Origin of the sequence: Enterobacter cloacae complex sp. GF14B, assembly GCF_004136805.1 — a bacterium.
Classification (GTDB): Bacteria; Pseudomonadota; Gammaproteobacteria; order Enterobacterales; family Enterobacteriaceae; genus Enterobacter; species Enterobacter hormaechei_C.
In genome coordinates this window covers 1-10554 of the sequence record NZ_QFRV01000110.1, presented here as the reverse complement: position 1 = coordinate 10554, position 10554 = coordinate 1, and the positions used below count along the sequence as shown (strand labels likewise).

Annotated in this window: 10 protein-coding genes; 9 read left to right on the top strand and 1 reads right to left on the bottom strand. The window is 52.5% G+C overall.

Annotated features, from left to right (window positions below):
• The 7 genes from DD606_RS22465 to yegS form a co-directional block, all read left to right on the top strand.
• Nucleotides 1-734, top strand: a 734-nt coding sequence (locus DD606_RS22465) for an ATP-binding protein (RefSeq protein ID WP_255573116.1), incomplete at its 5' end; no start/stop codon positions are given.
• Nucleotides 731-1453, top strand: coding sequence for a two-component system response regulator BaeR (baeR, locus tag DD606_RS22460; RefSeq protein WP_015572364.1), 723 nt, complete (start codon nt 731-733; stop codon nt 1451-1453). The genes DD606_RS22465 and baeR, both read left to right, overlap by 4 nt.
• Nucleotides 1454-1602: 149 nt before the next feature.
• The gene (locus tag DD606_RS22455) at nt 1603-2541 is read left to right on the top strand and encodes a hypothetical protein (RefSeq protein WP_045350251.1); all 939 of its coding nucleotides are present in this window, start codon (nt 1603-1605) and stop codon (nt 2539-2541) included.
• Between the two features lie 151 nt (nt 2542-2692).
• A complete protein-coding gene (gene yegQ / locus DD606_RS22450; protein WP_022651495.1) occupies nt 2693-4054 on the top strand; it encodes a tRNA 5-hydroxyuridine modification protein YegQ in 1362 nt (453 codons plus the stop codon).
• 410 nt (nt 4055-4464) lie between these two features.
• Complete coding sequence (locus DD606_RS26005) at nt 4465-5430, top strand: hypothetical protein (RefSeq protein ID WP_176691461.1); 966 nt, start codon at nt 4465-4467, stop codon at nt 5428-5430.
• Nucleotides 5431-5437: 7 nt separating this feature from the next.
• Entirely contained in the window at nt 5438-6043 is a 606-nt protein-coding gene (locus DD606_RS22440; protein ID WP_022651497.1) for a hypothetical protein, read from the top strand.
• A 170-nt stretch (nt 6044-6213) separates the two neighbouring features.
• Complete coding sequence (gene yegS / locus DD606_RS22435; RefSeq protein ID WP_023314523.1) at nt 6214-7113, top strand: lipid kinase YegS; 900 nt, start codon at nt 6214-6216, stop codon at nt 7111-7113.
• 398 nt (nt 7114-7511) lie between these two features.
• Here the strand turns inward: yegS and fbaB are convergent, their stop codons facing one another.
• A complete protein-coding gene (gene fbaB / locus DD606_RS22430) occupies nt 7512-8564 on the bottom strand; it encodes a class I fructose-bisphosphate aldolase (RefSeq protein WP_000129585.1) in 1053 nt (350 codons plus the stop codon).
• 248 nt (nt 8565-8812) lie between these two features.
• Here fbaB and DD606_RS22425 point away from each other — a divergent pair, with 248 nt between their 5' ends.
• The gene (locus DD606_RS22425) at nt 8813-10090 is read left to right on the top strand and encodes a nucleoside permease (protein ID WP_003859236.1); all 1278 of its coding nucleotides are present in this window, start codon (nt 8813-8815) and stop codon (nt 10088-10090) included.
• Nucleotides 10087-10554, top strand: a 468-nt coding sequence (locus DD606_RS22420) for an ADP-ribosylglycohydrolase family protein (protein WP_176691460.1), incomplete at its 3' end; no start/stop codon positions are given. The genes DD606_RS22425 and DD606_RS22420, both read left to right, overlap by 4 nt.

Sequence of the window (10554 nt, the reverse complement as noted above, 5' to 3'; positions counted from 1 at the left end):
CGCAGGACTTCAACCAGCTCGCCAGCACGCTGGAAAAAAACCAGCAGATGCGCCGCGATTTTATGGCCGACATTTCGCACGAGCTGCGCACCCCGCTGGCGGTGCTGCGCGGCGAGCTGGAGGCGATTCAGGACGGCGTGCGGCAGTTCACCCCCGAGTCGGTGGCCTCGCTTCAGGCGGAAGTCGGTACGCTGACCAAACTGGTGGACGATCTGCATCAGCTTTCCATGTCCGACGAAGGCGCCCTGGCTTACCAGAAAGCACCGATCGATGTGATCAATATCCTTGAAGTCGTGACCGGCGCATTCCGCGAGCGCTTCGCCAGCCGTGACCTGAAAATCAACCTTTCGCTGCCGGACAGTGCGGTGGTGTTCGGCGACAGAGATCGCCTGATGCAGCTGTTCAATAATCTGCTGGAGAACAGCCTCCGCTACACCGACGGCGGCGGCGCGCTGCATATCTCCGGCAGGCAGGAAAACGGGCGCTTTGCCCTGACCTTTGCGGACTCCGCCCCTGGCGTGAAGGATGCGCAGCTGGAAAAACTGTTCGAGCGCTTCTATCGCACCGAAGGTTCACGCAACCGCGCCAGCGGCGGTTCCGGCCTTGGGCTGGCCATTTGCGTTAACATTGTGGAGGCCCATGGCGGCACCATCCGCGCCGCCCATTCGCCTTTTGGCGGGGTTAGCATTACAGTAGAGTTACCTCTGGAACGGGATTTATCGAGGGAAGCATGACCGAGTTACCGATTGACGACAACACACCGCGTATTTTGATCGTGGAAGACGAGCCTAAACTTGGGCAACTGCTGATCGACTATTTGCGCGCTGCGAGTTACGCGCCAACGCTTATCAGCCACGGCGACCAGGTGCTGCCCTACGTGCGCCAGACGCCGCCGGATCTGATCCTGCTGGATCTGATGCTGCCGGGTACCGACGGCCTAACCCTGTGCCGCGAAATTCGTCGTTTCTCCGATGTGCCCATCGTGATGGTGACGGCCAAAATCGAAGAGATCGATCGTCTGCTGGGGCTCGAAATCGGCGCCGACGATTACATCTGCAAGCCTTACAGCCCGCGGGAGGTGGTCGCTCGGGTGAAAACCATCCTCCGCCGCTGTAAGCCGCAGCGTGAATTGCAGGTGCTCGATGCGCAAAGCCCGCTGATCGTCGACGAAAGCCGTTTCCAGGCGAGCTGGCGCAGCAAACTTTTGGATCTCACCCCCGCAGAGTTTCGCCTGTTGAAAACGCTCTCCCACGAGCCGGGCAAAGTGTTTTCCCGCGAGCAGCTGCTCAACCATCTGTATGACGATTACCGCGTGGTGACCGACCGCACCATCGACAGCCACATCAAAAACCTGCGCCGCAAGCTGGAGGCGCTGGACGCCGACCAGTCGTTTATTCGCGCGGTGTACGGCGTGGGGTATCGCTGGGAAGCGGATGCGTGCAGGATTGCTTAATATTTGCTTTAACGATGATTACCTGCCCAGGTAATCATCGTTCTTCATAACATTCACTTTCTAACAACACGCCTACCTGATTTGACAATTGCAAACTGTAATGTTTGATGTTAAAAACGAAATAAATCACTATATTACGGCTTCAAGAAATGCAAAATTTTATTGGTAATTTATTCATTATCATCACCACAGCTATAAGCGTTGCCAGCCTTTTTCTGGGGTTATTTGCTTATAATAAAAAAATGAAAACAAAAGCAATACAAAAAATAGAACTCCTCATACCTAAAAAAAACAGAATAACCAAGTTTTCCGAGCAATGGGTAAGCGCTTTTTTCCTGGCATTCGGTAATCATGCATTCTCAAAAAGGCAATTAATTACCATCCCGTTTTTATTGGTTTTATATTCCAGTATCTTATTTGTAGTTTGGTATCTCTGGGTGCTGACTTTTAGAAATCCTGAGCACATCATTCCTCAACATCTGCCATTGACCATTGAAGTTGCTTTACATGACTTTATTCATTTTGGCTTTTGGTACTCTTTACTGCTTGATGTGATGTCAATTTATCTTATCAGAGCTTACATTAACGCAGGTCTATCGAAAGGGTTTTCGTCTGTAAAATCGATCGTTTATTTTTCTTCAATTGTTCTGGGTGTTATGCTCTCATTTACACTTATCATCACCCATCTTAAAAATGCTTCGATTGAGGACCTCTATATCCAGCAAGGCCTGTATTTTGAAGACAGACCTGTAATGACATGGAACCCGCTGGAAGTGATACGTTCTTCACTGGATTTCATCGATAACGAAACCATGATTATCTTTACCTCAAAAGGGGCAATATCTAACTACTTCATTCCGCAGGCGATCATGTTTTACCTTTCCATGTTTACGCAATTGACGCTGCTTATTGTTTTCATCAGCTATATGATCACAAAAATACTGCATAACATCCGAACGGTTGCCATCTGGACAGTCAAGTATTCTGGAACGGCTACGATGAATGCCATTGGTTTCATTCTTATCGCCGGTATTATTCTACTGGCTTTAATATATTTGTGTTTGTATGTCATATCGCTAATGGTTTAAAGATACGAAGTATTATGTCATCTGAAAGGGGTGAGGCGCTTTACCTCCCCGCCCCGCAGCGCTACAATGCCCGCCCTTAAAGTGGGGGATCTCCCCTTACCGCTGCACCAGGTGCATGCGGATCTGACCTGTCATCAGAACGAGAACAAACATGTTTAAACCGGAACTTCTTTCCCCGGCGGGAACGCTGCAAAATATGCGTTACGCTTTCGCCTATGGTGCCGACGCCGTTTACGCGGGCCAGCCGCGCTACTCGCTGCGCGTGCGTAACAACGAATTCAACCACGAGAATCTTCAGCTCGGCATCAACGAAGCGCATGCCCTGGGCAAAAAATTCTACGTGGTGGTGAACATCGCGCCGCACAACGCCAAGCTGAAAACGTTCATTCGCGACCTGAAGCCGGTCGTGGAGATGGGGCCGGACGCGCTGATCATGTCGGACCCGGGTTTAATCATGCTGGTTCGGGAGAATTTCCCGGAGATGGACATTCACCTCTCAGTGCAGGCTAACGCCGTCAACTGGGCAACGGTGAAATTCTGGAAACAGATGGGGCTGACCCGCGTCATTCTGTCCCGCGAGCTGTCCCTCGAAGAGATCGAAGAGATCCGCACCCAGGTGCCGGATATGGAGATCGAAATCTTCGTTCACGGCGCGCTGTGCATGGCCTACTCCGGCCGCTGCCTGCTCTCTGGCTACATCAACAAGCGTGACCCGAACCAGGGTACCTGCACCAACGCCTGCCGCTGGGAATATAACGTTCAGGAAGGGAAAGAGGATGACATCGGTAACATCGTGCATAAACACGAGCCGATTCCGGTCACCAACGTTGAGCCAACGCTGGGAATTGGCGCGCCTACCGACAGCGTGTTTATGATCGAAGAAGCCAAACGTCCGGGTGAGTACATGACCGCCTTCGAAGACGAGCACGGCACCTACATCATGAACTCTAAAGATCTGCGCGCCATCGCGCACGTCGAGCGTTTAACCAAGATGGGCGTACACTCCCTGAAAATTGAAGGCCGCACCAAGTCTTACTACTACTGCGCCCGTACCGCACAGGTATATCGCAAAGCCATCGACGATGCCGCTGCCGGTAAACCGTTCGACACCAGCCTGCTGGAAACGCTGGAAGGTCTGGCGCATCGCGGCTATACCGAAGGTTTCCTGCGTCGTCACACTCACGACGACTACCAGAACTACGAGCATGGCTATTCGATTTCCGAACGCCAGCAGTTTGTAGGCGACTTCACCGGCGAGCGTAAAGGCCCGCTGGCCGCCGTCGCCGTAAAAAACAAATTCACTAAAGGCGACAGCCTGGAGCTGATGACGCCGCAGGGCAACATGAACTTCCGACTGGAGCACCTGGAAAACAAAAAAGGTGAGGCGATTGAGGTCGCACCTGGCGACGGCCATGTGGTCTGGCTGCCGGTTCCTGAAGAGGTGGAGCTGGAGTTTGCGCTGCTGATGCGTAATTTTGAAGGTGAAAATACCCGAAATCCACACGGCAAATAGTCAATCAACGGGATTTTTTCACGCTGGGATAATTCTTAGAATCGGATCACATACCGCTTCGTTCAATACGGGTATTATCCCCCCGCTGAAAAACATAACCCATAAATGCTAGCTGTACCAGGAACCACCTCCTTAGCCTGCGTAATCTCCCTTACGCGGGCTTATTTTTTTTGTTAACTCCTGAAATTTTTCCCCCTGATAAATATGGCGTTGCATTGACCCGGGAAAGGTTTGTGTCAGCATTAGGCGTATCATCTAAGCAAATCGAACGAACAAAGGATCCTAATCACATTTTTTAATGGATTTGAGAGGGATGAACACTATTCGGAACATTCCTAATTTTAAGTGTTAACAGGACCTTTACTCTTGATTTATTAACAATCAACATTTCACACGGACGGAGAGATGAAGTGACATTCACAGGACAATTTTCAAAGGATCTTCCAGATTACGAACTCGCACGCAGTCTTGGTCTTGCCTCTGGCGGCGATATAAATTTCACAGCACTTGCAGGTCAACTGGACTGTAGCAGAAATTTTAGCCAGGCCGGGATTATCTACTCAGACGGTACACGTCAGTGGCTAGTACGGCCATCAAGAAGGATTGCGACACCAAACGAAAGCTCGGTTAGTCATGTAGTCATAACCAAAGTAAATGCCGCATTAGTTAACCCTGTTCAGGCAACAACGGCGACGATTAATTCCCCTTCCCTGGCAACTGAAATTGGTTCAACGGCAATTTCCTGCGGAGCCGCAATTCTTACTGTTGTACTTGCGGCAGGGGCCGGTATGGCTATACCTCTCACTGCAGGGTCTTCCGGTGCTATAGCCGCTGTGATTTTAGCCGGTGGTGTAGCAACTGGAATTCAATGTGCAAATGGGCTTGGCCGACTATCGTTGATTGCTATGAATCATGATGATTACGTTGCGTGGATGGATTCCCAGGAGTGGTATACAGCAACCAACACAGCCCTGGATGCGATTTCTCTTGCCGGGGCTGCTGCGGGTTTAAAAAGCGCTGCATTAACATATCGCCTTCTTAACCGTTCATCGTCTGAGAGTTTGCTCTCCTTATTACAAAAAATGAGCCGGGCCGACCGTACGCGATTAACAGAGGAGATTATTCGTATCCGCAATCCCGGCATCTCGAATTCAGGTGTAAAAGCAGCAATGAAGGCAGGCGTGTATCCCAAACGTTATCCGTCAGAAGCGTTGCAGTTGCTCTTACAGCGTGAGTTGCTGAATACCATTTCAAATTCTTCTGCCTTCGTTGGAAGTGCCATCTCAGGAAATATCAGAAATCCACAGAATGTTGCACTAACGGGTAAATACATTTTTGGTTTAATTCAGTCTTTTTCATTTACAGGAAGTTATTGACCCGTCCATGATGAAATACATTAAAGATAGCCTTGCATTAAGTGCTTTGGTTAAAAGTAAAATGGCGACCGATGATCTCAACCAGCTTGAAACATTAAAAGAACAGTTAAAAGATCGGTTCGGCGTTCCTGTGGGCGTCCATATGACAGGAATTCCTTTGGCAGTGAGCACGTTACTGGCTATTTTTTGCTACGCCATGCTGCAAGTGTCCCTCTGGTTGTTGCTGTTTCGCTGGCTCGGCTTACCCGAATTTAAGGTTATGATGGGAGTATTCATTGCAGCGATTGTGTATTGTCTGGTAGTGATGAGCACGATGTTTCTGACTACACGAGGTTCTTTACCTGGATATAAACTGCATATTTTCGTCATTACGCTGACAGGCATAATGAGCATCATTTATTTCATCTGGACGGGGATTTCGCTTTTATTCGGCCCTGTTGAGAACTACACACCGCAAATAACCTCTTTGCTGGGGCTGGGATGTTTCTTTCTGAACATTATGTGGATGAATTCATCGATTTTTTACCGCTCCATTGCGCTAACGCTACATAATCGGGTCTGGCGTAAGCAGCTCAAAATCGAGGCAAGGCCAATGTCACACCTCAAACGTTGACCACAATAGTCAATTGAGCGGCAGTAGTATGCACTGTAAGCGCTACGGGGTTCTTTAGTCGATTTCAAAGCCCTTACGCGGGCTTATTTTTTGCCTTTCATCCTGTTCTTACCCGCTTTTTCCCTCTCTGGGATACACTCTTTCTATAGCTAAAAAAGGGAGCAACCCGGATGGCAACCTATCCAGACAGTTTATTAATTCTTAACGGCAAGAGTGCAGGCAACGATCTGCTGCGCCAGGCGATTACCGAATTGCGTGAAGATGGCGCGCGCATTCACGTGCGGGTGACCTTTGAAAAAGGCGATGCGGCGCGCTATATCGATGAAGGTATCAGGTTAGGCGCTGAGACCATCATTTCCGGCGGCGGCGACGGAACGATCAACGAGATCGCCGGTGCGCTCATTGACCTCAACGCCGCAGCTCGCCCGGCGATGGGGATTTTACCGCTCGGTACCGCCAACGATTTTGCCACCAGCGCCGGTATACCTGAGGATTTAGGCAAAGCACTGCAACTGGCTATCCTCGGGAAAGCGACCGCCGTCGATATTGCGCAGGTGAATGAAAGAACCTGCTTTATCAATATGGCAACGGGCGGTTTCGGCACGCGGATCACCAGCGAAACACCGGAAAAACTGAAAGCCGCGCTGGGCGGCGTCTCGTATCTCATTCACGGCCTAATGCGCATGGACACCCTCAAGCCCGACAGCTGTGAAATTCACGGTGAGAACTTCCACTGGCAGGGCGACGCGCTGGTGATTGGTATCGGCAACGGGCGGCAGGCGGGGGGCGGTCAACAGCTTTGCCCGGAAGCATTGATCAACGACGGTCAATTACAGCTGCGTATTTTTACCGGCGACGGGCTGCTGCCTGCGCTGTTTACGACGCTGACGCAGCCAGAGGAGAGCCCCAATATCATCGACGGGAAATCCGCGTGGTTTGAAGTGATCGCCCCACACGGCATGACCTTTAACCTCGACGGAGAGCCGCTCAGCGGCGAGCGATTCCGCATTGAGGTGTTGCCCGGGGCGTTGCAGTGCCGATTGCCGCCGGACTGCGTGCTGTTGCGCTGATTTTTTACAGCGTGCGCGATAATGCCCTCTCCCCACAGGGCTGAGGGTTCCCCAGTAATTTGAAAGCAAAAGCTATAACATTGCCTCAGAATCACTGAGGGCTTTCAGCGATGCCTCGGTCCGGCTGTAAATCGCTGAGGCGTTTCCTGTAGGCCGGGGCGAGGCGCAGGGATGCGCCGAGAGGGCGGGCTGTACAGGGATGTTACTTCCGCCCGTCCCCCGATAAGCCGGAAGGAATAAGCCGAAGGGACCGCGAAGCGGCGATTTACCGCCGGGAGCCCGGGTCGCCAGGGTGGTGGCGACTGAGCCCCCCTCTCCCTCAAGGGAGAGGGGGCCGTTTGTGCAGGCATTATTTTGTGAGGAACCCTCAGCCCACGGGGGAGAGGGATACGGTGGCGTCAGGCAATCGTGACTTTACTGTCCAGATAGACATCCTGAACCGCATTAATCAGCTTCACGCCGTCGGCCATGGATTTTTTAAACGCCTTACGGCCCAGGATCAGCCCCATACCGCCCGCACGTTTGTTAATGACCGCCGTGCGCACCGCGTCGGTCAGGTCGGTTTCACCGCCTGCCGCACCGCCGGAGTTAATCAGCCCGGCGCGGCCCATGTAGCAGTTCGCCAGCTGGTAGCGCACCAGATCGATCGGGTTGTCGCTGGTCAGCTTGCTGTACACGCGGTCGTCGGTATAGCCAAAGTTCACCGCTTTATAGCCGCCGTTATTCTCGGCCATTTTCTGCTTCACGATGTCCGCGCCGATGGTTGCCGCCAGGTGGTTTGCCTGACCGGTCAGATCCGCTGATACGTGGTAATCCACGCCGTCTTTCTTGAATGACGCGTTACGCAGATAGGCCCACAGCACGGTTACCATGCCCAGCTCGTGGGCACGCTCGAACGCCGCGGAGATTTCTTCAATCTGACGTCGCGACTGTTCAGAGCCGAAATAGATGGTTGCCCCGACCGCCACCGCGCCCATATTGAACGCCTGCTCGACGCTGGCGTACAGCGTCTGGTCATATTCGGTTGGGTAGCTCAGGGTTTCGTTGTGGTTCAGCTTGACGAGGAACGGAATGCGGTGAGCATAGCGGCGAGAAACGGAGGCCAGCACGCCATACGTCGATGCCACACAGTTACACCCTGCTTCAATCGCCAGCTCGACAATGTTTTTCGGGTCAAAGTAGAGCGGGTTAGCAGCAAACGACGCTCCCGCCGAGTGCTCTACGCCCTGGTCAACGGGCAGAATGGAGAGATAGCCGGTCCCGCCCAGACGGCCGGTATTGTAAAGCGTCTGCATGTTTCGCAGTACGGCAGGCGGACGGTTGTTGTCGACCATGACCCGGTCTACGTAATCATGGCCAGGCAGATAAAGCTGGTCGGCTGGAATGGTCATACAACGATGCTGTAAAAGGCTGTCGGCGTCTTTGCCAAGCAGCTGCGCAATATCAGTCATAGTGATGCTCCCGTAAGTCCGACATGATGTCGGAGCGTGTGATCCAAGCCCACGTTTTTGCAGGCAGACTAAGCCTGGTACCGACTTAACCTATTTTCCACCATTTGCAACTTTTTTAAGCACAATCTGCTGGCTCGTTTCGTGTACAACATTTTTGTTACACTGATCAAACAATCGCCTTAAAGGTATTTAAAAGGTATTATCACATGGTATGTTACATGCGTACCTCTGACATGCAGGATTAAAAAATGAAAACGAAAGTCCAACTGTCATTCATGATGTTCGTTGAATGGTTTATCTGGGGCGCATGGTTTGTGCCGCTGTGGCTGTGGTTGAGTAAGAGCGGGTTCACCGCCGGGGAAATTGGCTGGTCGTATGCCTGTACCGCGATTGCCGCGATCCTCTCTCCTATCCTGGTCGGCTCGCTGACGGACCGTTTCTTCGCCGCTCAGAAAGTGCTGGCCGTGCTGATGTTCGCTGGCGCGATTCTGATGTATTTCGCAGCGCAGCAAACCCAGTTCAGCACCTTCTTCCCGCTGCTGCTGGCCTACTCCCTGACCTATATGCCGACCATCGCGCTGACCAACAGCATCGCCTTCGCGAACGTCGATGACGTAGAGGCTGATTTCCCGCGCATCCGCGTGATGGGCACCATCGGCTGGATTGCCTCCGGCCTGGCGTGCGGCTTCCTGCCGCAGATGATGGGCTATAGCGACATCTCTGACACCAATATCCCGCTGCTTATGACCGCTGCCAGCTCCCTTCTGCTTGGCGTCTTCGCGCTGTTCCTGCCGAATACCCCGCCGAAGAGTACCGGCAAGCTGGATTTCAAAGTGATGCTGGGGCTGGATGCGCTGATCCTGTTGCGCGATAAAAACTTCCTGGTGTTCTTCTTCTGCTCGTTCCTGTTCGCCATGCCGCTGGCCTTCTACTACATCTTTGCCAACGGCTATCTCACCGAAGTGGGGATGAAAAACGCCACCGGCTGGATGACCCTCGGCCAGTTCTCTGAAATCTTCTTCATGCTCGCTCTGCCGTTCTTTACCAAACGCTTTGGTATTAAGAAGGTCTTGCTGCTGGGTCTGATCACCGCCGCCATTCGCTACGGTTTCTTTGTTTACGGCGGCGCCGAGCAATACTTCACCTACGCCCTGCTGTTCCTCGGCATTCTGCTGCACGGCGTAAGCTATGACTTCTATTACGTCACCGCGTACATCTACGTGGATAAAAAAGCGCCCGTGCATATGCGCAACGCGGCGCAGGGCTTGATCACGCTGTGCTGTCAGGGCTTTGGTAGCCTGCTGGGTTACCGTCTCGGCGGCGTGATGATGGAAAAAATGTTCGCATATAAAGAGCCGGTGAATGGGCTGACCTTCAACTGGGCCGGAATGTGGACGTTTGGTGCAATCATGATTGTGGTGATTGCCGTGCTGTTTATGCTGTTTTTCCGCGAATCGGATAAAGAGATCACCGCAATTGAGGTGGTTGATGGCGATACCGCGCTGACACGAGGGGAAGTTAAATGAAACAAGACCGTATTCTCGGTGCTCTTTACGGGCAGGCGTTAGGGGATGCGATGGGAATGCCGTCGGAGCTCTGGCCGCGCAAGCGGGTGAAAGCGCACTTCGGCTGGATCGACCGTTTCTTACCCGGCCCGGCTGAGAATAATGCCGCCTGTTACTTTAAGCAGGCCGAATTTACGGATGATACGTCGATGGCGCTGTGCCTGGCCGATGCGATTATCGAATGCGAGGGGGAAATTAACCCTGACGTTATCGGTAAGCATATTCTGGACTGGGCGCTGGATTTTGACGCGTTCAATAAGAATGTACTCGGCCCGACCTCCAAAATTGCCCTGAACGCCATCCGTGACGGCAAGCCGGTGAGCCAGCTGGAGAACAACGGCGTCACCAACGGTGCGGCGATGCGCGCCTCCCCGCTGGGATGCCTGCTGCCGGCCACGCGTCTGGCGCACTTTGTGGAACAGGTT